This window comes from Erwinia billingiae Eb661, from assembly GCF_000196615.1.
GTDB classification, from domain to species: Bacteria; Pseudomonadota; Gammaproteobacteria; order Enterobacterales; family Enterobacteriaceae; genus Erwinia; species Erwinia billingiae.
Map to the genome: position 1 here is coordinate 1,744,784 of NC_014306.1, position 18,189 is coordinate 1,762,972.

18 protein-coding genes and 2 tRNA genes are annotated in these 18,189 nt (G+C 52.7%); 8 read left to right on the forward strand and 12 right to left on the reverse strand.

Annotated elements, in window-relative coordinates; genetic code table 11:
- Window positions 1-44 precede the first annotated feature (44 nt).
- Together fabA and EBC_RS09440 are read right to left on the reverse strand one after the other, a co-directional pair.
- Complete coding sequence (gene fabA / locus EBC_RS09435; protein ID WP_013201562.1) at window positions 45-563, reverse strand: bifunctional 3-hydroxydecanoyl-ACP dehydratase/trans-2-decenoyl-ACP isomerase; 519 nt, start codon at window positions 561-563, stop codon at window positions 45-47.
- A 68-nt stretch (window positions 564-631) separates the two neighbouring features.
- Window positions 632-2,386 carry an AAA family ATPase gene (locus tag EBC_RS09440; protein WP_013201563.1) on the reverse strand — a complete coding sequence of 585 codons (1,755 nt, stop codon included), beginning with the start codon at window positions 2,384-2,386 and terminating at the stop codon, window positions 632-634.
- 185 nt (window positions 2,387-2,571) lie between these two features.
- Here EBC_RS09440 and matP point away from each other — a divergent pair, with 185 nt between their 5' ends.
- Window positions 2,572-3,027 carry a macrodomain Ter protein MatP gene (gene matP / locus EBC_RS09445; RefSeq protein ID WP_013201564.1) on the forward strand — a complete coding sequence of 152 codons (456 nt, stop codon included), beginning with the start codon at window positions 2,572-2,574 and terminating at the stop codon, window positions 3,025-3,027.
- A gap of 93 nt (window positions 3,028-3,120) precedes the next feature.
- Here the strand turns inward: matP and ompA are convergent, their stop codons facing one another.
- Together ompA and sulA are read right to left on the reverse strand one after the other, a co-directional pair.
- On the reverse strand, window positions 3,121-4,194 hold the full coding sequence (gene ompA / locus EBC_RS09450; protein ID WP_013201565.1) for a porin OmpA: 1,074 nt from the start codon (window positions 4,192-4,194) through the stop codon (window positions 3,121-3,123).
- 347 nt (window positions 4,195-4,541) lie between these two features.
- On the reverse strand, window positions 4,542-5,051 hold the full coding sequence (sulA, locus tag EBC_RS09455; protein ID WP_013201566.1) for an SOS-induced cell division inhibitor SulA: 510 nt from the start codon (window positions 5,049-5,051) through the stop codon (window positions 4,542-4,544).
- A 211-nt stretch (window positions 5,052-5,262) separates the two neighbouring features.
- Here sulA and EBC_RS09460 point away from each other — a divergent pair, with 211 nt between their 5' ends.
- Window positions 5,263-5,892 (forward strand): TfoX/Sxy family DNA transformation protein, encoded by a 630-nt coding sequence (locus EBC_RS09460; protein WP_013201567.1) that lies wholly within the window; start codon window positions 5,263-5,265, stop codon window positions 5,890-5,892.
- Here EBC_RS09460 and yccS read toward each other — a convergent pair.
- Window positions 5,889-8,027 (reverse strand): YccS family putative transporter, encoded by a 2,139-nt coding sequence (gene yccS, locus EBC_RS09465; protein ID WP_013201568.1) that lies wholly within the window; start codon window positions 8,025-8,027, stop codon window positions 5,889-5,891. The two genes, EBC_RS09460 and yccS, sit on opposite strands and share 4 nt — an antisense overlap.
- Before the next feature lie 6 nt (window positions 8,028-8,033).
- Entirely contained in the window at window positions 8,034-8,480 is a 447-nt protein-coding gene (locus EBC_RS09470; protein WP_013201569.1) for a YccF domain-containing protein, read from the reverse strand.
- Window positions 8,481-8,613: 133 nt separating this feature from the next.
- Between EBC_RS09470 and helD the strand changes: the two genes are divergently transcribed.
- Entirely contained in the window at window positions 8,614-10,668 is a 2,055-nt protein-coding gene (gene helD / locus EBC_RS09475; protein ID WP_013201570.1) for a DNA helicase IV, read from the forward strand.
- Between the two features lie 37 nt (window positions 10,669-10,705).
- Here the strand turns inward: helD and mgsA are convergent, their stop codons facing one another.
- Window positions 10,706-11,164, reverse strand: a complete 459-nt coding sequence (gene mgsA, locus EBC_RS09480) for a methylglyoxal synthase (protein ID WP_013201571.1) — start codon at window positions 11,162-11,164, stop codon at window positions 10,706-10,708.
- 83 nt (window positions 11,165-11,247) lie between these two features.
- The gene (locus EBC_RS09485) at window positions 11,248-11,889 is read right to left on the reverse strand and encodes a YccT family protein (RefSeq protein WP_013201572.1); all 642 of its coding nucleotides are present in this window, start codon (window positions 11,887-11,889) and stop codon (window positions 11,248-11,250) included.
- Window positions 11,890-12,076: 187 nt separating this feature from the next.
- Between EBC_RS09485 and EBC_RS09490 the strand changes: the two genes are divergently transcribed.
- Complete coding sequence (locus tag EBC_RS09490) at window positions 12,077-12,493, forward strand: CoA-binding protein (RefSeq protein WP_013201573.1); 417 nt, start codon at window positions 12,077-12,079, stop codon at window positions 12,491-12,493.
- Window positions 12,494-12,522: 29 nt separating this feature from the next.
- Here the strand turns inward: EBC_RS09490 and hspQ are convergent, their stop codons facing one another.
- Entirely contained in the window at window positions 12,523-12,843 is a 321-nt protein-coding gene (gene hspQ / locus EBC_RS09495) for a heat shock protein HspQ (protein ID WP_013201574.1), read from the reverse strand.
- 61 nt (window positions 12,844-12,904) lie between these two features.
- Window positions 12,905-14,095 (reverse strand): 23S rRNA (cytosine(1962)-C(5))-methyltransferase RlmI, encoded by a 1,191-nt coding sequence (rlmI, locus tag EBC_RS09500; protein WP_013201575.1) that lies wholly within the window; start codon window positions 14,093-14,095, stop codon window positions 12,905-12,907.
- A gap of 89 nt (window positions 14,096-14,184) precedes the next feature.
- On the opposite strand from rlmI, the gene yccX reads away from it, so the two are divergent.
- Window positions 14,185-14,463 carry an acylphosphatase gene (gene yccX, locus EBC_RS09505; RefSeq protein ID WP_013201576.1) on the forward strand — a complete coding sequence of 93 codons (279 nt, stop codon included), beginning with the start codon at window positions 14,185-14,187 and terminating at the stop codon, window positions 14,461-14,463.
- A gap of 3 nt (window positions 14,464-14,466) precedes the next feature.
- On the opposite strand, the gene tusE is transcribed toward yccX, so the two are convergent.
- Together tusE and yccA are read right to left on the reverse strand one after the other, a co-directional pair.
- Window positions 14,467-14,793, reverse strand: coding sequence for a sulfurtransferase TusE (tusE, locus tag EBC_RS09510; protein ID WP_013201577.1), 327 nt, complete (start codon window positions 14,791-14,793; stop codon window positions 14,467-14,469).
- 149 nt (window positions 14,794-14,942) lie between these two features.
- Window positions 14,943-15,602 carry an FtsH protease modulator YccA gene (yccA, locus tag EBC_RS09515; RefSeq protein ID WP_013201578.1) on the reverse strand — a complete coding sequence of 220 codons (660 nt, stop codon included), beginning with the start codon at window positions 15,600-15,602 and terminating at the stop codon, window positions 14,943-14,945.
- A 217-nt stretch (window positions 15,603-15,819) separates the two neighbouring features.
- On the opposite strand from yccA, the gene EBC_RS09520 reads away from it, so the two are divergent.
- From EBC_RS09520 to agp, 3 genes are all read left to right on the forward strand, one after another.
- Window positions 15,820-15,907 (forward strand) — tRNA-Ser (locus EBC_RS09520).
- Window positions 15,908-16,132: 225 nt separating this feature from the next.
- Window positions 16,133-16,220, forward strand: a tRNA-Ser gene (locus EBC_RS09525).
- A 304-nt stretch (window positions 16,221-16,524) separates the two neighbouring features.
- Complete coding sequence (agp, locus tag EBC_RS09530) at window positions 16,525-18,138, forward strand: bifunctional glucose-1-phosphatase/inositol phosphatase (RefSeq protein ID WP_013201579.1); 1,614 nt, start codon at window positions 16,525-16,527, stop codon at window positions 18,136-18,138.
- The last annotated feature ends 51 nt before the right edge of the window (window positions 18,139-18,189 follow it).

The following is an 18,189-nucleotide window of genomic DNA, read 5'->3' on the forward strand; positions in this document are numbered from 1 at the left end:
AAGAACCTCCGCCGAAGCGGAGGTTTCCGTTTTAGTACTCTGGATTAAAAAGCAGTCGTGTCTTTAAACAGACCCACTTTCAAATCTGTCGCGGTGTAAATCACGTTACCGTCGACAAGCACTTCACCGTCTGCCACACCCATCACCAGCTTGCGATTGATAACACGCTTGAAGTGAATGCGGTAAGAAACTTTTTTCGCGGTTGGCAGTACCTGGCCAGTGAATTTAACTTCACCCACACCCAGAGCACGACCTTTACCTTCGGCGCCTAACCAGCCGAGGTAGAAACCAACCAGCTGCCACATGGCATCCAGACCGAGACAACCAGGCATTACCGGGTCGCCAATAAAGTGACAGCCAAAGAACCACAGGTCCGGATTGATATCCAGCTCGGCTTCAACGAAACCTTTCCCGTAGTTACCGCCATCCTCAGTCATTTTGACCACGCGGTCCATCATCAACATATTGCCAGACGGTAACGGTGGGCCTTCAGCGCCGAACAGCTCACCACGACCAGAGGCAATCAGGTCTTCTTTTGTATAGGAGTCGCGTTTATCTACCATGTTCTCAATATGCCTTATTTTAATGAGTCACGAAGTCTAGCTTACAGCTGTAAGCTGAACAAGTCCGATCAGCTGTGGTTGAACCAGTTTAACCAGCGCAACGGCCACGGACGATGACGTCCATCCTGATGATTGATCTGAGCGATACGCTCCTGAATCAACCTGAGCAGGCATGGACCTTCTTCTTTATCCCACTCTGCACCGGTCAAAATCGGCAACGCTTCTTCCACACTGCTGACCGCCCAGATATGGAATTTGCCTTCCCGAACCGCATCAACAACTTCCTGCTGTAATGACAGGTGGCGAACGTTTGCCAGAGGCATAATAATCCCCTGAGTGCCGTTCAGCGTACGTTGATTACAGATGTGGAAAAACCCTTCGATTTTTTCGTTCAGTCCGCCGACAGGCTGCACCCGACCGAATTGATCGACCGAACCGGTCACGGCAATTTGTTGGGTCAGTGGCTGACCGGAGAGGGCGCTGATCAGCGCGCAAAGCTCCGCCAGAGAGGCGCTGTCGCCGTCCACTTCTGAATAGGATTGTTCAAATACGATCGAGGCAGAGAAAGGCAGCTGCTGCTCAAGCTCCAGCTCAGAGATCAGCCAGGCCTGCATAATCATCATGCCTTTCGCATGAATATTGCCGCCTAATTCAGCCTTACGTTCAACGTCGGTGAATTCACCGTCACCGACATGCACGACACAGCTGATGCGTGAAGGTTCGCCAAAAGCACGGGGATGCCCAGGGAACTCGATCACTGACAGGGCGTTGATCTGACCGACCATCGTGCCTTCGGTTTCAATCAGGATTTGATCGAGCAGGATCTCATCGCGCACGCGTTCGGCAAGGAAGCCCTCACGCCACGAACGCGTTTCCAGTGCGGTTTGCAACTGCTCGCCATTGACCGATTGATCCGGGCTGTACATCGCCGCTTCCAGCAGTTGTCGGGCGATCCACGAGGGATCCAACGGCAACGTATCCTGATCGCCCGTGTAGCGGACGGCTTCGCGGATCAGCACCGGCCAGAAGTCTTCCGCAATCGGGCCATAGCCTTCAGTCGTGGCAACGTTCAACACCCATTTCACCCACAGGCTGAACTCTTCGCCATCTACAATCTGGATATTCTCTTCGAATTCCGCATAGAGGCAGAGGGCCGCCATCTCCGGTTCCATCTCCTGGAAATCTGCCAGCACGTCACGGTCGCCGGTCAGGACCAGGCGAAACTGCAAAGGCATGGAGGGGATAGCGACCGGTAAGGGGCGCGTCTCGTCAGGAGAGTGCCAGTCAAAGCGCTGTGTGGTGAGAATTTGTCGAATGCGAAGCCACAGCAGAGGCTGTGCAATTAACGTCCGCAGAGACAAAATAAGTGTGCCACCGTTGGCCCGGTGAACCAGTCCCGGTTCAAGCGTCAGCTGGTTGTTATACCAGCGTACACAGCCCAGAAGCTGTTCTGCCTCAATCCAGTCCGCACGATGAATGCCACCGGTGCTGGCAAAGTTATCCTGCTCCGTTTCCGCAGCACGCCAGGTGACCGACATACCGTCAATCTGGTAATGGCCTCCCTGTAACGTCGCCTCATCATCTTCGCTGAGGCCAGAAAGGACATCTTGCAGTAAAGCCTGATATTCGACGTTTTCAGCTGTTTTAATCAGCATCAGCGGCAATTTTGCCGGCGTTTGCAGCAGCAGACTCAGGCCATTAAACAGGCGTGATTGCACGGCATCAAAGCAGCTGGCGTCGTCTTCAGGTGCCTGCAGGAAGAGGGGCTGAACGCTTTCTGTATCGGGCTGTAGGGCACGCCATTCAAGTCTGTTGTTGGTCAAAGTTATCGTATTTTTCTGAAATGAGTAAAAGCGGCATTATACAAGATTTCAGCCTGTTAAGCACCGTAGAGTGACACTTCAAACGATGTTCAGCAGCAGATTGCGATAACAAGCCCGTTTTCTTTACGGCATGCTTAAAAAAAGCTGTTATTCTAAACTCGTCACGAAATCAGCATGAGATTCCGATGAAATATCAGCAACTGGAAAATCTTGAAAGCGGTTGGAAATGGAAATACCTGGTGAAAAAACACCGGGAGGGTGAAGCGATCACCCGATATCTGGAATACAGTGCGGCTCAGGCGGTGGTGGACGAACTGTTGGCGATGGAGAATCGCCCAGTTGATGTCTTAACCTGGATTGCTCAACATATTAATCCGGCGCTCGAAAACCGGATGAAACAAACCATTCGCGCCCGTCGCAAGCGTCACTTTAATGCTGAACATCAGCACACACGCAAAAAATCTATCGACCTGGAGTATCTGGTCTGGCAGCGTCTGGCCGGTCTGGCTCAACGTCGTAACAGCACGCTTTCCGAAACGATTGTGCAGCTGATAGAAGATGCTGAACGTAAAGAAAAATACGCCACGCAGATGTCTTCTTTGAAACAAGATCTGCAGGCCATTCTCGGTAAGCCGGATTAATTTCTTCCGTAAAGCGCCTTCCGCCGGTTCCGGCAGACAAAATAAAGACCAAAAAAAACCCCGCCGGAGCGGGGTTTTTTCATCAAAGAGAACTTAGCCCTGTGGCTGAGTTACAACATCTTTGATGCCTTTAACTTCGATTTCTACACGACGATCCGGTGCCAGGCAATCGATCAGGGCATTACGGCCTTTCACGCTGTCACAGGTGTTGCCGGTAACTGGGTTAGATTCACCCATACCGCGTGCAGAGATCTTGTTAGAAGGGATGCCTTTAGAAACGAGGTAGTCAACTACTGACTGAGCACGTTTCTCGGACAGTTTCTGGTTGTACTGGTCAGAACCGATACGGTCGGTATAGCCCAGAACAACAACAGAACCATCTTTAGGATCCAGTGAGCTCAGCTGGGTGTACAGCTGATCCAGAGCCTGCTGACCTTCTGGCTTCAGGGAAGCTTTGTTGAAGGTGAACAGAACGTCTGATTTCAGAGTGAAACGCTTGGTTTCAACAACTGGCGCTGGAGCAGGCGCTGGAGCTGGTGCTGGAGCAGCAGCTTCGTCCTGACCGAAACGGTAAGAAACACCCAGTGCTAACATGCCGTTGTCTGGACGAGCACCAACGGTCTGTGCATCACCGATGTTGTTAACCCACTGGTAATCCAGACGGGTTGCCCAGTTCTGAGTCAGTGCGTATTCAACACCAACGGCAGCCAGTGGAGAAACACCGGTGTCGTGGTCGCTCTGGCGGTTGCCAGTAATGGTGTTCTGCTGAGTAGAGTCTGCACGCCATACCATGCCGCCCAGACGCGTGTACACGTCCAGATCGTCAGTGATTGGGTAGCTCAGTTTAGCAGCCAGCTGAACGCCCTGTGCTTTGAATGCGCCGTTAGTTACGTTACCTTTGTTAGGCATACGTCCCAGCCAGTCATAACCCAGTTCGAAGCCCAGGTATTGGTTAGCCTGGTAGCCACCGAAAGCACCTGCACCAAGCTGGCTTTCGTGAGTTGGGCCGTCATTGTTTGCATAACCGTTACCGTAGTAACCAGTGTCATGGTACTGAGACCAACCCAGTTTTGCACCAGTATACCAGGTGTTATCTTTAGGAGCGGCCTGCGCTACGGTAGCGAAGCCAGCCAGTGCCACTGCAATTGCGATAGCTGTCTTTTTCATTATTGCGCCTCGTTATCATCCAAATAGGCAATGAGCTTTAATTAGCTCTTTGATTAATCCTTCGCCGGGTTATAAAGCTCGATTGTGACTCATCCAAAAACTGGAGATTATTGAGCACCCTGGCGACGTAAAGTCTACAACGTACCAGCAAACTTACAAGTATGATGTGACGACGGTCAGCAAAAAAATAGGCTTTCGTACACAAATTTACACATCTGCAGACAGGTTATACAGGTAAAACCTGAGGGGAAAATGGCGCTAAACCATTGTCCCGCAGGCTCATAGCATAATCAGGGGCTTAACGAGCCAGCTGCAGAATTTTCTCGTGAGAAATTTCTTATTTTTACTTAATGATACAAAGTAGAGTGAATTTTTAAGCCATTAAACGGTCTGGAGGAGGCAGAATTGATCCGATCGGGTCGCATAATCAACCCCAAAGCCTTGCCAGCAAATGCCGCTTTTTGCAGCCGCTGACGATCTTCTAAGGTGATATCGCCCGTCAACCAACCTAAAACCACACTGTAATTTCCCGTCTGTAATGCTTTGATCATCGCCTCTACGGTAGTAATAGCACCGGAATGATGAATCTGCATCACTTTATCCAGCGGTAACCCTGACTCAATCAACCAGCTACGGCTCAATTTTTGATGAGGCGTCAACCACAACTGCCAGCGTGACTGAGTCCCTAACTGTTGCAGTAAGGGCAGCAGCAACATTTGCGTCATAGCAGGCTGATTCTCGCTGTAAATCAGCTCACTGATTAAGCCCGCCGCAGCTGCAGGCTGGGCTTTCGCACAGTCTGGAGCAGTCCGCACACCAGTTTTAACAGAAGAAGATTTCAGGGAATGAGTTTGCATATTGGCTTCGCTCGCAGGGTTACTGTATGGATGTACAGTATAGCGAGGGTGTCCAAAGATCAACCTTATTTTTTTGAAAACGCCTCGCAAAAACACAAATCGATAGGGTGCAAAGCAAATCATTGATTGAACTTGTAACGGCGATTGCCTATTTTTTTTCTGCAGGAAAGGAGAAACACCAGGATGTCTTACAACGTTAAGGATGCGGAATATGAAGGACTCAAAAAGCAATATTATCAGGGCAAAACGTCAGCTTTCTTCGCTGGGCGAGATAAATAGCCGTAGCCAGTTTGGTGGCTACAGTTTATCAGTGGAAAGCGTGGTCTTTGCGCTTGTCAGTGAGGGCGATCTCTATCTTCGGGCCTGTGAAGAAGTGAGGCCGTATATCATTGAACGTAAGATGAAACCGTTGATGTTTAACAAAAGGGGGATCCCTGTCGCGCTGGAATACTACCGCGTGGACAACCCGCTGTGGGCCGAGCCTGAACAGTTGATTGCGCTCTGTCAATTGTGTCTGAAAGGGGCGATGCAGGATAAAAAACTGCATCAAAACTCGGGGCGGCTGAAGGATTTGCCTAATCTCAGTATGAAACTGGAAGTGCAGCTCAGGCGGGTGGGTATCGCTAACGCAGAGATGTTAAAGCAGCTGGGTGCAAAGCGCAGTTGGTTAAAATTGCACGAGAAAAATAAAAGTCTTGGGGTGAATATTCTTTTTGCGTTGCAAGGCGCGATCGAGGGGCTGCATTGTGAAGCACTGCCGGTGGCGATCAAAGAGGAGCTCAGGGGCTGGCACCGCGAAACCTTGCTGTACCAGACGCTGAGCGAACTGAGAAGACGTTAAGTTTCCAGGACCTGTTTTTTTAACTGAGCGATTTCTGGCAGTAATGCGATCAACAGACCCACCTGCTGAAGCACCAGCGGCTCTTTGGTTTCCGGGTCGGCTTCCGTTGCTGCCAGTCGCTCAGAGAGGCTCGACAACAATCTTTGGGTTTTTTGTTCATCGATAAGATCAATATGCAGCACGTCATCGACGTAGCAGACGGCATCATCCATCAATTGCAGCATGGCTGGCCGGGTGAACTTTTCCCGGTGCGCGCCCAGCGCCGAGATATAGCTGAGGAAGGAGTGGTTGAGGCACAGCAGACGAAACGCCGCTTCCCGCAACGAGGCGGAAGCATTCTTTTCTGCGGAGATGTTAGACACCACTGAAGCCAGCTCAGCATCACCGTTGTGGGCGTCACGGCGGGCAATACGGTAGTCCAGCCGGTTGTCTTTTCCCTGATGATACTGAACCAGAATGGCATCCAGATAGCGGCAGTTAGCGGTCAGCGTGCGTTCTGCAACCGAAGACAGCCGACGAAAACGCCAATCAGGCCAGAGGAAAGCCACCGCCAGCCAGGCAATGCCGCAGCCTAACAACGTATCAAAGATGCGGGGCAGGGCAATCTCAAACCCTTCACCCAGCAGATTGAAACAGAACAGTACCAGCAAGGTGATAAACATTGTGGCATGAGCATATTGCGACTGACGGAAGGCGAAGAACAGCACGCCGGTGACCACGATCAGTATCAGCTGCCCCTCGAAAGAAGGCACCAGCCACAGTAAAGGCAACCCAAGTATGATACCCGCCACGGTTCCCACAATACGCAATGCTAATCTGCGTTTGGTGGCATTGTAGTTCGGCTGGCAGACAAACAGACTGGTCAGCAGGATCCAATAGCCGTGCTCAAGGCCAGTCAGCTGAACAAACCCATAGCCGGCACACAACAGCAGCGACATCCGCACCGCATGGCGGAAAAGCGGGGATTCTGGCGATAAATGGCGGCTGATACGTAAACGAATATCGGCCCAACCGGTTAATCCTTCGCTGGAGAGCGTTTGATCATGATTCTCATGATGGCTTTCCAGAATTTGCTCTGATTCAATTGTCGCCAGTTGGGCGTCTATGGCTTTGAGGTTATTTAACAAATAGTGCATGGCTTTGACGTCACTGCTCCCTGGACGGGCAGCAGCAAGACGATCCAGCGCGGCGTTGAGGTGAATGAAGGTTCGCTCAAAGCGGCTGTTATGCTGATAGGTTTCGCGCAGCAGAATGCAGTTTGCCAACTGTTGGCAGGCCTTTGCCTGCAGCGTCAGCAGGCGTTGAAAGCGAAACAGAATATCGCTATAACGGTATTCCTGCCGCAGCGCGTGGTATTGCGCATGGGAAGAGCTGGCACGCTCATGAATGTCCTGAGCGACAAAGTAATAATGCAGCGTTCTGCGCGTGCTGCGTTGTCCCCGGTCCCCACGTAAGCGGGACTGAATCGAAATTTTTGCCTGGTTGAGTGTCGCCACCAACTGACTGTTGGCCATGGCCACGTCGATCAACGACGCATTTTCATTCTCTTCGATATCCGGATCGAACAACCCCGCTTTTGCCTCCAGATACACTGCCAGCCCTTCAAAGCTGCGGGCGATGTTTTCCTGTAACGGACGGACGGGAAAAATAACGTGTCCGGTGAGCGTCAGCAGGTTGTACCAGATAGCGCCGACCAGCAGCAGGGAAGGTTGCAGATACCACTGAGGGAACAGCCCAAGGCCGAGCAGGGTATAGATAGCGATCAGCAGCGCGCCAAAGGCAATCGTGGCATAGCGCTGCCCCAACGCGCCAAGCAAAATGAAACCCCAGGTCGACACGGCAAGACCGAGGATAAATAGCCAGGGATACGGAGAAAGAAGTTCAACAGAGACGGACGCAATGCAGAAGCAGACCAGGGTGATGACCAGATTTCGCAGCCGGCCACTGAGGCGATCGTCAAGGTCTGCCAGAGCCGCAGCCACCACGCCTAACGTTAGCGGAATGGTCCAGGTGATTTGATTCAACCACCAGGGCACACCTGCGGTACCCACAAGGGCGATAAAGATACGCAGGTTGTACAGCAGCGCAGTGTTATAGGCGTAGCGCCGCAGCCTGGAGCTTAACGATAAGCGCATCAGAAACTAGTTGAACCGGCTGCGGGCGTTAGCTTCACGCGCGGCTTGTGCCACTTCGACGCTGACGACGCGGCGGCCTACCGGCCACAATGCGATGGCGGCGATTTTGAAATTCGCTATCCCAACCGGAATGCCGATGATAGTGATGCACTGGGCGATACCGGTCATGATATGCATCACGCACAGCCACCAGCCAAAGAAGACCAGCCAGATGATATTCAGCAGCGTGCCGCCCGAATTCATCAGCGCATTTTTGCGGCCAGGTTCCAGCTCATCTACATGCACGGCTTCATTACCGTAAGGCAGTAACGAAAGCTTGGTGATTTCCCAGCAGGAACGGGTGAGCGGTAAGGTAAAAATAAAAATGATGCTGACAACGGTCGCAAACAGCCACGAAAGCGTGGTCAGAAAACCGCCCAGAATAAAATTCAGAATGTTTAAAACAGTACGCATTGGTCGTTTCCCTAACAGAGCGCGGAGCTCAAAAATACAATGCGTTGATTGTAGCGCGTTTTAACTCTGGAGCGGTACACTCCTGCCAGCTAAACTACAGCCCATTAAAAGCAACCACAGCCAGAGGCAGGTCATGGAACTGAAAGCAACGTCGCTGGGCAAACATCTGGCGCAGCATCCCTACAATCGGGTACGAATGTTGGCCGCAGGCGTTGAGGTGAGTGGTGAAAAACATGAATACCTTATTCCGTTTAACCAGCTGTTAGCCATCAAATGTAAACGCGGGATGGTTTGGGGCGAACTCGAATTTGCCCTGCCTGAAGATAAAGTCGTGCGCCTGCATGGCACCGAATGGCAGGAAACCCAACGTTTCTATCATTACCTCAACCAGGCCTGGCAGCAATGGAGTGAGGAGATGAGCCTGGTCTCCTCTGAAGTCCTGCAGCAACTGGTGACCCGCTTACAGGAGGGTGAACAGCAGGATAAATGGTTGAAGCGCAGCGATATGGCCGGCTGGCGTACCGCCATTCAGGAGGCGTTCTGCTCATTGCCACTGCCGGTAGAGCGTCTGGATGAGTTTGATAACTGCCGCGAAAACTATCAGTTCTGCCTCGCCTGGCTGAATAACAGCGATGCACAACGGCAGAAGCGTAACGGTCAGTGGTCAGAAAAAATGCTGGCGCAGTACGCCGATTTCTTCAATACCGTCGAGACGTCCCCTCTCAACAGTTCCCAGGCAAAAGCGGTGGTGAACGGTGAGGATGCGCTGCTGGTGCTGGCGGGTGCGGGGAGTGGCAAAACATCCGTGCTGGTCGCCCGAGCAGGATGGTTACTGATGCGCAAACAAGCCAGCGCAGAACAGATCCTGCTGCTGGCCTTTGGTCGTCAGGCCGCTGAAGAGATGAACGAGCGCATCAAAGCCCGGCTGAATACCGACGGTATTCAGGCCCGCACGTTTCACTCACTGGCTTTGAACATCATCCAGCAGGGCAGCAGTAAATCCCCTTCCATCAGCAAGCTCGAAACCGATACGACGCTGCGCCATAAGCTGTTAATTGACGTCTGGCGCCAGCAGTGTGGGGAAAAGAAAGCCCATGCCAATGGCTGGCGGCAATGGTTGCAGGACGAGCTGGAGTGGGAAATCGGCGAAGGTGATTACTGGAAAGAAGAGCGGCTTGCCAAACGTCTGGCCAGCAGGCTTGAGCGATGGCTTGGATTGATGCGAATGCATGGCGGCGCGCAGGCGGCAATGATTGAATCAGCTCCTGAAGAGGTGCGCGATCTCTTTTCCAAACGCGTAAAGCTGATGGCGCCTTTGATGAAGGCCTGGAAAAGCGCCCTGAAAGAAGAAGGGGCGGTAGATTTCTCCGGCTTGATCCATCAGGCGGTCAACATCCTTGATAAAGGCCGGTTTATCAGCCCGTGGAAGCATATCCTGGTCGATGAATTCCAGGATATCTCGCCTCAGCGTGCGGCGCTGCTCGCCGCCCTCAGAAGACAGAACAAGCAGACGGCGCTGTTTGCCGTTGGCGATGACTGGCAGGCGATCTATCGCTTCAGCGGGGCTGAGATGACCCTGACCACCGCGTTTCATCATCACTTTGGTGAGGGCGACCGCTGCGTGCTGGATACCACCTACCGCTTTAACGATCGAATTGGTGAAATTGCCAATAAGTTTGTGCAGAGCAACCCGCATCAATTGAAAAAACCGCTGAACAGCCTGACCAAAGGCAATAAAAAGTCGATTTCCCTCCTGCCGGAAGATCAGCTGGAGGCATTGCTGAATAAAATTAGCGGCTATGCCACCGCGGATGAGCGGATTTTGATCCTTGCCCGTTATCACCATATCCGCCCGGCAGTATTGGAAAAAGCCAAAACCCGCTGGCCAAAATTGCGGATTGATTTCACCACCATCCATGCCAGTAAAGGGCAGCAGGCGGATTATGTGATATTGCTGGGTTTGCAAAACGGCAAGGATGGCTTCCCCGCAGCGGCCAGAGAGTCCGTCATGGAGCAGGCGTTGTTACCCCAGCCGGAAGACTTCCCCGATGCAGAAGAGCGCAGGTTAGCGTATGTCGCCATAACGCGTGCGAAGCAGCAGGTGTGGCTGCTGTTTAAAAAAGAGAACCCATCGGGATTTGTCGACGAGATTAAGCGGCTGGGTGTTCCGGTGCTGCGTAAACCTTAAATTGGCAGGATGAGCGTGCCGTTGCACGCTCATCAGTTTACTTCAGACGTTCCTGCAAATAGCGCTGATAATCTGGAATGATGATATCTACGGCCTGCGCGAATAACGGTGAGCGGATAATAAAGTCGGCGGTTGCGCGGTTGGTCGCCACTGGAATATTCCATACTGTTGCAAGGCGCAATAACGCCTTAACGTCTGGATCGTGTGGCACGGCGTTTAGCGGATCCCAGAAAAAGAACAGCACATCAATTTTCCCTTCGGAAATCAAGGCACCCACCTGCTGGTCGCCGCCCATCGGGCCACTCAACATTGCCGTCACCGGCAGGCCAGTTGCACGCTGGACAAGGTTGCCCGTGGTGCCTGTCGCATAAAGGGTATGAGCCTGTAACACGTCTTTGTGTATATCGACCCACTCCATCAACGATGTTTTGCAATGGTCATGCGCAACCAGCGCAATGTGTTTCTTTTCCTGAATTTTACGGGTGGTCTGATCCATTCCGGCTTCCTGGTTTCACGTCAATCAGATGAGGGGAACTGCCTGATAAAGCGTATCGAGTGTAGGCGGAAGGCGTGCAGACATCAACTGGTACGCAGGGCACGCATCAGCATCACAAAACGTTGGCGGGTGGCGGAATCAACCTGTTGATACCACAGCTGCAATACCCGGCTGCCGGCATGGTTGCCGTTGGCAAAGTCCTGGGAATCATTACTGATTGGGGTAGTGGAGGTTTGTCCCTGGGCAAAGCGAGGTACTGAGGCGACGTTGCCTTTCAGGTTATACACCACCATGGCCTGCTCATAGTTATTGTCAGCTTTGACCAGCAAATGGTCTTGCTGACTCTCAACCACCGCACCATGCTCGTTAAGCAGCTGGAAAGTGGGATGTTTATCAAACATTTTTCCCTGCGCGGTGGTGGTTAGCGGCGGCAACGTGATGGTGACTGATTTTGCCTGAGAGGTGAACGTGACGATCAATGGGGTAGAGACCCATGGCGTGGCCATTTGAGCATCTTTTTTCAGGCTTTTCTCAACGCGAAACAATACCTGATGCTGTCCCTGCTCGAGTTCGAGCCCTTCAGCACCTTTTAATAACGAACCAGAAATTTTTCGGCCGTCCAGCACCAACAGGTCAATATCAGGGGCGAGTTTGAGCGTGGTGGCATGGACCGTAGTCGCAACCAGCAAAGCTAAAACGCCTGTAATGACCAAACGCAGCTTCATTTATTCTCCAGAGGCGAGGGCAGGCAAACACGTCGAGTGTATCAAAGTCTTTCAGTATGGCAGCATATTAACATTTTAACATATTTATTCGTGCTATATATTCAGGAATTTGCATCTTCTGCCTGAGCTGTTTTCCCAACAGCCACACTGCGCATAAACTGTTAATCAGTCTGATAAGGAGAGCTGCATGCAAGATAAAATAATTGCCGACATTTTGACCTCCACTAAACATATCGCGCTGGTTGGAGCGAGTGATAAACCCGCCAGGGCCAGTTATGGCGTGATGGCTTATCTGCTGTCGCAGGGATACAAAGTGACGCCGGTCAGCCCAAAGCTGGCAGGCCAGACGCTGCAGGGACAAAAAGTTTACGAAAAGCTGGAAGACATTCCTGAACCGATCGACATGGTGGATGTGTTCCGTAATGCCGAAGCGGCCTGGGGTGTCGCCCAGGAAGCGATCGCGGTGGGGGCGAAATCTTTGTGGCTTCAGCTTGGGGTGATTAACGAGCAGGCTGCGGTGCTGGCGGGAGAAGCGGGATTAAAGGTGGTGATGGATCGCTGCCCTAAAATCGAGATCCCGCGCTTAGGGCTGGAAAAAGGCTAAAAAAAACCCCGCCAGGCGGGGATTTTGCATTAGTTCCTGAGGCGTGGCGCCTGCAACTGTTCGCGAATTGACGCGGCCAGTTCATCCATGGAAGGTTGTTCCGGATGGTCGCCCGGCAGCTCCCACGAAAGCTGGGCTTCTGCCAGATAAGTATGAACGGTCTCGCCGTCTTCATTCTCCATCACGACATGATACCAGGGCGCTTCACGCAGCGATTCGCTGGTGGCAACCTCATCCTCTTCGGGATCATCGTCCAGTGAATATTCCGCATCCACATCTACCACTACACCGAGGAAACCGTGCAGCTTATGCCGCACCTGTTGTCCGAGTCCAAATTTGCTGGCAATCATCGTGACCTCCTGAGAAACAGTGCCCTGCTACCAAGATGGGGACAGGGACAGCTTTTTCAAGTCACAGGACGCGGCAGGCAAATCCTTTCAGGTACATGCCTTCCGGATAGCTGGCGATCACCGGATGATCGGCCGCCTGCCGGAACTGCTCTATAAATTGTACATCACGTTGAGCATCGAGCGCGGCATCGGCAATGATTTTCTGGAAGAGATCGGTTGGCATCAGCCCTGAGCAGGAGAACGTCAGCAGCATGCCGTCCGGGTTCAACAGCTGCATCGCCAGCATATTGATGTCTTTATAGCCACGGCAAGCACCGGCCAGCTGATTTTTGTTTTCGACAAATTTCGGCGGGTCCATCACGATCAGATCGAATTTCTCACCGCTATCACGGTAGCGGCGCAGCAGCTTAAACACGTCATCGCGCAGGAACTCGGCTTTCGACAGATCCAGCCCGTTCAGCTCAACATTCTGGCGGGCAATGTCCAGCGCGCCTTGTGACGTATCGACGCTGATAACCTGTTTGCAGTCGCCCATCAGCGCGGAAACTGCAAAACCACCGGTGTAAGAGAAGCAGTTCAATACCCGGCGATCTTTCGCATAGCGGCGAGTCGCCATACGGCTGTCACGCTGATCGAGGTAGTAACCGGTCTTGTGGCCGCCCTGGATATCGACCAGTAACTTCATGCCATGCTCAACAATCGGTAACTGCTCTGGCGGCGTGTCGCCCAGGACGTTGCCCTGAGTCAGTTCAAGACCTTCTTTTTTACGCACTGCAACGTCCGAGCGATCGTAAATCGCACAGTCCGGGTAGCAGCTCTGCAGCGCGGAGATCAGCGCAGCACGTTGATATTCTGCGCCAGCCGACAGCAATTGCAGGACCAGGAACTTGCCGTAGCGGTCAATGGTCACGCCAGGCAGACCGTCAGATTCACCGGCAATCAGGCGATAGCTGTCGAGGTTATCGCGTGCTGCCAGCCAGTCGCGCAGAGACTGCGCAGCCTTAAGACGGCGGATAAAGAAGTCGGTATCAATCGCCTCGTCCTGTTCCCAGCTCCAGACACGGGCAGAGATCTGCGACACGGGTGACCAGGCAGCATGAGCCAGCCAGTTGCCCTGGCTGTCACAGACGTCAATAGTTTCACCCGACTCGGCTTTTCCCTCAAGACGAGCAACAGCACCAGAAAAGATCCACGGATGGCGGCGAAGTAAGGATTTTTCACGTCCTTTGGCAAGAATCAAACGAACAGTCATATTTGCTATGCTTATACAGTAAAGAATCAGCGGTTATTGTCCGGTGCCAACCGTTAAAATGCAATCTGCGTCGTGAAAGGAGAAGAAATATGACTACTGTCTGCGTAAAAGCCTGGGTTCACGGTGTGGTTCAGGGCGTGGGATTCCGCTACAGCACGCAACATCAGGCCAAAGCGCTGGGGCTCAAGGGGTATGCGAAGAACCTGAATGACGGCAGCGTTGAAGTGCTGGCCTGTGGTGAAGAGGGTGACGTGCAGACGTTACTTACCTGGCTTAAAGACGGCGGCCCCAGAAGTGCCCGCGTAGAAAGGGTGCTCGAGGAACCTCATCAACCGCGCGACTTGCCAAACGGCTTCACTACCGGTTAGTGCTTAAAGGCATTTGGCCGGTTTAGGCAAGCCGGCAATTTTAGTTGCCTGTTTTGCCGGGCCTTTTGGGAACAGACGGAATAAATAGCGGCTGTTGCCTTTTTCTTCACCGTATTTTTGCGCCATGGCTTTAACCAGCATTCTCACCGCCGGGGAGGTATTGAACTCCAGATAGAAGGCACGGACGAAATGCACCACTTCCCAGTGGGCGTCAGTCAGCTCAATGGCCTCTTCTTCTGCCAGTAACGGAGCCAGATCTTCACTCCAGTCCATCGTGGACTTCAGATAACCTTGCGCGTCACGTTCAATTTCTTTGCCCTGGAATAACACCGTCTTGCCTCTGTCTGATTTGCTAAGCCGCCCAGTTTAGCAAACTGCGGCCAGCTGTGGGTAGTCTGTCTCTTACTGGCAGCTTTAATCCGGCACATAAAAAAAGCCCCGCAGGGCGGGGCTCTTACTGTTGCATCAACTGCGGGCTATTAATTACTGCGCGATGACATGCCCAGAATGCTCAGCAGGCTGACGAAGATGTTATAGATCGACACGTACAGGCTAACGGTCGCGCGAATATAGTTGGTTTCGCCGCCGTGAATGATGTTACTGGTTTCCCACAGGATGGCACCTGAAGAGAACAGGATAAACAACACGCTGATTGCCATATGCAATGCCGGAATGTTGAGGAAGATGTTTGCCACGACGGCAACCAGCAATACCACAAACCCGGCCATCATCATGCCACCCAGGAAGGACATATCCTTACGGGTGGTTAGCACGTAGGCAGAACAGCTGAAGAACACCAGTGCGGTGCCGCCTAATGCCAGACCAATCACATCCCCCATCCCTGCAGACAGCAGTGAGTTGAGGATTGGGCCCAGGCAGTAGCCGAGGAAACCGGTAAAGGCGAACGCCGCCAGAATGCCGGTAGGGCTGTCCGCCAGGCGGTAAGTCAGGAACATCAGCCCGTAAAAGCCGACCAGCATCAGAATGAAGCCTGGCGCGGGCAGGGCGAAAACGGTGCTCAAGGTAGCGGTAACGGCAGAAAAGGCCAGCGTCAGCCCCAGCAGGAAATAGGTATTGCGCAGCACCTTGTGGGTGGTAATTAAGGAGCTGCCACGGGTACTCGAAACAATGCGATCCATAAAAGAGCCTCTTTGGGTCACCAATTTACCTGTGAGAATAGGGAGCAGGGCGAAGCGGGGAAAGGCGTTTTACCCTTCTTTACGCGATAGTCGGCTGTTTAAGTAAGCAGAGTGGCGATATTGCCAGCAAATAAACGCCGATCGACTGTTTTTCAGGCGATTGAACCGCAACACACTTTACATCGACCGGGAGGGTGTTTATAGTTCGCCTCATTGTGGAGGGGTGGCCGAGTGGCTGAAGGCACCGGTCTTGAAAACCGGCGACGGGAAACCGTTCCAGAGTTCGAATCTCTGCCTCTCCACCATCTAATTTAACGGGTCAGCGAAAGCTGGCCCGTTTTGCTATGGGCGCAATAAAACCGCCAATTGACCGTTTGTTGAACAGATGAAAAAAAATTGCATAAAAGCGCAATAATTCAACAAACTAGCCAAAATTATGCTTGGCAAAGCGATCGGCATCCCCTATACTGCGCCCCATCAGTTGCTCAGGGAGTTTAGCCACTCTTTGAAACGGTGACTGGTACTAGTGTGGAGGGGTGGCCGAGTGGCTGAAGGCACCGGTCTTGAAAACCGGCGACGGGAAACCGTTCCAGAGTTCGAATCTCTGCCTCTCCACCATCAAATTCAACGGGTTAGCTTAGGCTGGCCCGTTTTGCTTTCTGCCTTCCCCGCTTGTTTCTTCGCTAACACGTTCGTTTATTAGAGCATTCCGAAAAACATCCCGTTTCTTTTCAATCTCCTGATGCGACTCAACGGCAAAGGCGATACTCTGCTATATTCTCAACACCAATGAAGAATGCCCACCCCTGGCCTGAATTTCCAGGAACGCCGAGCGAGCCTCATTTGCGTTGTTGCGAATTTTTAACCAACCGCATCGCCATATTACGGCCGGGTGATTTACCTTGAATCAATGGAAAAACACATGATTAAAAAGTTTAGTCTTTGCGCATTAGCAGTCTGCTCGGCACTCACCGGCATTTCAGCTTATGCTGCTGACGACGATTACCAGCTTGAGCAAGTGTTAATGATGAGCCGCCATAACCTCCGTGCGCCGCTGGCTGATAATGGCAGCGTGCTGGCTCAGTCCACTAAAAAGGCCTGGCCCAAGTGGGATGTGCCGGGGGGACAGTTGACGACCAAGGGCGGCGTGCTTGAAGTTTACATGGGCCGTTACACCCGTGAGTGGCTTGCGCAGCAGGGGCTGATCGGCGACGGTGAGTGTCCTGGCTCTGACGATGTTTACGCCTATGCCAACAGCCTCCAGCGTACGGTCGCCACCGCGCAGTTCTTTATCACCGGTGCGTTCCCGGGGTGTGACATTCAGGTGTCTCATCAGGATGAAATGGGCGCGATGGATCCGGTGTTCAACCCGGTGATTACCGACAGCAGCGAAGGCTTCAACAAGCAGGCGTTGACCGGGATGAACAGCGCGGGTGAAAAACTGGCACTGAAACCGGCCTTCCAGCGCCTGGAAAAAATCATCGATTACAAATCCTCTGCTGCCTGTGATGGCAAAAAGCAGTGCGATCTCTCCAGTGATAATCAGAACAAATTCACCGCTGAAAATGGTAAAGAGCCGAACGTTTCGGGTCCATTAAAAGTCGGGAATTCGCTGGTGGATGCCTTCACCCTGCAATATTACGAAGGGATGCCGCTGGATCAGGTCGCCTGGGGCCAGATCAAGACACCTGAGCAGTGGAAAGAGCTGTCCGCCATCAAAAATGGCTATCAGGACACATTGTTTACTACGCCAGAAGTGGCGCGTGACGTCGCAGCACCACTGGTCGATTATATCCGCAGTATGTTAGTGGATGAAGATAAAGCCTCCGCGCCGAAAGTGACGCTGATGGTCGGCCATGATTCGAATATCGCCTCCCTGCTGACGGCGTTGGATTTCAAAGCTTACACGCTGCCAGAGCAAAACGAGCGCACGCCTATTGGTGGGATGATTCAGTTCCAGCGCTGGCACGACAAGAAAAACAATCGTGAGTTGGTGAAGGTTGAGTACGTTTACCAGTCTACCGATCAGCTGCGTAATGCAACGCCACTGTCGCTGGATACGCCTCCTAAGCGTGTCACGCTGCAAATGAACGGTTGCCAGACCGATGCCAATGGCTTCTGCCCATGGGATCAGTTTACTCAGGTGCTGAATAAAGCCATTGAGGGAACGCCGATGGCGGCAAGCGCGCCGCAACCTGTACCAGCAGCTCCGGCAGCTGAAGCACCAGCCGCACCAACGGCCGCGAAAGATCCGGCTGCTGATAAAGTGGCAGCGGCTAAAGCAGCGGCCGATCAGGCTGCGGCAGATAAAGCCGCTCAGGCTAAAGCGTCTGCAGAAAAGGCGGCAGCTGATAAAGCCGCAGCCGAGCAGGCAGCCAAAGACAAGGCGGCTGCTGACAAAGCCGCGGCTGAGCAGGCTGCGAAAGATAAAGCGGCGAAGGATAAGGCTGATAAAGCCGATAAAGCCAAGGCGGAAAAAGCTAACGCCGATGAGCCTGCCACTCCTGCGCAGCCAGAGACTGAAAAGTCTTCCTGAGTCTGATTCGCACGCAATAAAAAGGCCGACATTCACTGTCGGCCTTTTCTT

Coding starts and splice junctions, on each gene's coding strand:
- hspQ (WP_013201574.1), bottom strand. CDS start 12,843: ATGATTGCCAGCAAATTTGGACTCGGACAACAGGTGCGGCATAAGCTG.
- EBC_RS09485 (WP_013201572.1), bottom strand. CDS start 11,889: ATGAAGCTGCGTTTGGTCATTACAGGCGTTTTAGCTTTGCTGGTTGCG.
- yccX (WP_013201576.1), top strand. CDS start 14,185: ATGACTACTGTCTGCGTAAAAGCCTGGGTTCACGGTGTGGTTCAGGGC.
- EBC_RS09490 (WP_013201573.1), top strand. CDS start 12,077: ATGCAAGATAAAATAATTGCCGACATTTTGACCTCCACTAAACATATC.
- helD (WP_013201570.1), top strand. CDS start 8,614: ATGGAACTGAAAGCAACGTCGCTGGGCAAACATCTGGCGCAGCATCCC.
- agp (WP_013201579.1), top strand. CDS start 16,525: ATGATTAAAAAGTTTAGTCTTTGCGCATTAGCAGTCTGCTCGGCACTC.
- mgsA (WP_013201571.1), bottom strand. CDS start 11,164: ATGGATCAGACCACCCGTAAAATTCAGGAAAAGAAACACATTGCGCTG.
- yccA (WP_013201578.1), bottom strand. CDS start 15,602: ATGGATCGCATTGTTTCGAGTACCCGTGGCAGCTCCTTAATTACCACC.
- ompA (WP_013201565.1), bottom strand. CDS start 4,194: ATGAAAAAGACAGCTATCGCAATTGCAGTGGCACTGGCTGGCTTCGCT.
- EBC_RS09460 (WP_013201567.1), top strand. CDS start 5,263: ATGAAGGACTCAAAAAGCAATATTATCAGGGCAAAACGTCAGCTTTCT.
- fabA (WP_013201562.1), bottom strand. CDS start 563: ATGGTAGATAAACGCGACTCCTATACAAAAGAAGACCTGATTGCCTCT.
- matP (WP_013201564.1), top strand. CDS start 2,572: ATGAAATATCAGCAACTGGAAAATCTTGAAAGCGGTTGGAAATGGAAA.
- rlmI (WP_013201575.1), bottom strand. CDS start 14,095: ATGACTGTTCGTTTGATTCTTGCCAAAGGACGTGAAAAATCCTTACTT.
- EBC_RS09470 (WP_013201569.1), bottom strand. CDS start 8,480: ATGCGTACTGTTTTAAACATTCTGAATTTTATTCTGGGCGGTTTTCTG.
- sulA (WP_013201566.1), bottom strand. CDS start 5,051: ATGCAAACTCATTCCCTGAAATCTTCTTCTGTTAAAACTGGTGTGCGG.
- yccS (WP_013201568.1), bottom strand. CDS start 8,027: ATGCGCTTATCGTTAAGCTCCAGGCTGCGGCGCTACGCCTATAACACT.